At 62.1% G+C, this 2139-nt stretch carries 2 protein-coding genes; both read right to left on the minus strand.

The features are described 5' to 3' along the window. Positions 1 to 1588: 4Fe-4S binding protein (locus VJ604_RS01895; RefSeq protein WP_324079690.1), on the minus strand; the 1588-nt coding region annotated here is incomplete at its 3' end. A gap of 288 nt (positions 1589 to 1876) precedes the next feature. After that, positions 1877 to 2139 (minus strand): DUF362 domain-containing protein (locus VJ604_RS01900; protein WP_324079691.1); only part of this gene is annotated, 263 nt, incomplete at its 5' end.

Consider the following 2139-nt stretch of genomic DNA (forward strand, 5'->3'; position numbering starts at 1 on the left):
CACCCTCTGCAGCCGATCCAGCGTTCTCCTGCTCACGGCTACCATCCTCCAGCGGATAGCTTCCTCGCTCGCCCGCACCCTCCTTGAGAGGGGTCTTCTCCTTCACCGCGAAGATCTCGATACCGGATTTGCCTTCCAACGGGCAGACGTTCTCGCAGATGCCGCAACCGTTGCAAAGGTCCTCCAGGACATAGGGGCGCTGCAGACTGATCCTCTTGCCGTTCAGATCGGTCTCCTCCACGATCTCGGAGCGGATCGCCTTCTCCGGGAAGGGACAGTGTTCCTCGCAGACGATGCAGTTGGTCTTCTTGGCGTAGGGGAGACAGTGGTTCTTATCGAACACCGCCTTGCCGATCACCGCCCGACGCTTTTCCTTCACCGGGAGGTTCGGTATGGCGGCGGTTGGACAGACCTGGCCGCACAGGGTGCAGTTGTACTCGCAGTAGCCGAGCCTGGGGGTGACCACCGGAGTGAAGACCGCCTCTATCCCCCCCTGCGCCAAGGCGGGATAAAGGGCGCCGGTCAGGCAGACCTTCATGCACTCGCCGCAACGGACACATTTGGAGAGGAACTCATCCTCTTTCCCCGCCCCCGGCGGACGCAGCAGGCGCGCCTGCGCTTCAGGAGGCCGAAAGCGGAAGGTGCCGGCCAGGAAAAAGCCGCAGGCGAGCCCCCCGAGCAGCACACGCCGCTCCGGCAGACAGGTCCCGTTTCCATAGCCCGGAAGTGTCAGCTTGTAGCGAACCCGGCCATGACGGCAGCGCTGGTGGCACTGGAAGCAGAGTATGCAGGACTCCGCCTGCAGAATGTCCTCATCGAAGGCGGTGGGACAGAACTCGCGGCACCCCTGGCAGTCGCCGCACAGCCTGGCGGGGACCCTCTTGAAGAGCGAAAAGCGGCTGAAGAGCCCCAGCAAGGTCCCCAGCGGGCAAAGGTTGCGGCACCAGTTGCGGGGCTCGTAGCGCTCGATGAAGATGATGGCCAGGAACATCAGGGCCGACAGGAATGCGAGCGGGTAGAAGGTCTCCCGGAAAGGCAGCAGGTGATCGCGCAATAGGGCGTAGGCAGGCTCCAGGTGATCGCGCCGCTCGCCGATCAGGTGGTACAGCTCGACCCAACTGCGGCGCACGCCATTGCCGATGATGGGATACAGGAAAAAGGTCAGCGCCCGCACCAGGATGGCGATGGGGTCGAGGATGCCGGCGAGGTTGGCGTGAAAGAAGGAAGCCGAGACGATCGGAAGCAGCAACCAGTACTTGAGGTTTCCCCTGAAAAACCTGATGGGGGCGCTCTTTTTTATGCGGCCGGTGACCAGGTCGAGCACGGTGCCGAGAGGACAGATCCAGCCGCAGAAGAAGCGCCCTAAAAGGAGGGTAAAGATGAGGGTGAGCAGCGCCGGCAGCAAAAGCCAGGTGAAGGAGCGCGCCGAAGCGAGGTAACTGACCAGCACCAGGGGATCGCCCCTGAAGAAGCTGTTGATGGCGGCGGAGACCGTATCGGAGCCGCGGTACTCGGTCTGCACGAAGAGGATCAGGAAGATAAGCAGAAAGAGCAGCTGGGAGATTCTGGCAGTGGTCGGTCGTTTCATAGAGATAGAAAATCCTGCTAAGGAGTGCTTCGACAGGCTCAGCACGAATGACAGCCAGCGCTTCGACAAGCTCAGCGCGAACGGAGGCTCATTTCAGTCAGAGATTCGACGAGCTCAGCGTGAACCGGCCCACCCTCCCGGCAGAGAATCCACGGGCTCAGTGCGAACCGCGCCACCCTCGGCAGACAATCGACGGGCTCAGCGCGAACCCGACCACATCTCTCGTAGACTATTAACCCGTTCGCCCTGAGCCTGTCGAAGGGCATTACGAAACTGTTCGGCAAGGTACTACGCCTTGATCACTCGCACCTTTTTCAAATCGATTTCGCCCAGCCCACGCTTGTGGGCCGCCACGGTGACGGAGATGTCCTCGGGACGGTGACCGAAGAGCGTGGTGGCGTAGGCATCTGCCGCCACGATGTCGGTGGAGGCGAGCACCTTGTGGAGCGCCTTGACGTCGTGCAGGTTGCCCCCCTGCGGTCCGTGGGCAGTCAGCACGCGGGTCGCGTCAACCACCACCAGGTGGCTCTTGAGGACGCTGTTCACGTCGG

This window comes from Geomonas sp., from assembly GCF_035254065.1.
Classification (GTDB): domain Bacteria; phylum Desulfobacterota; class Desulfuromonadia; order Geobacterales; family Geobacteraceae; genus Geomonas.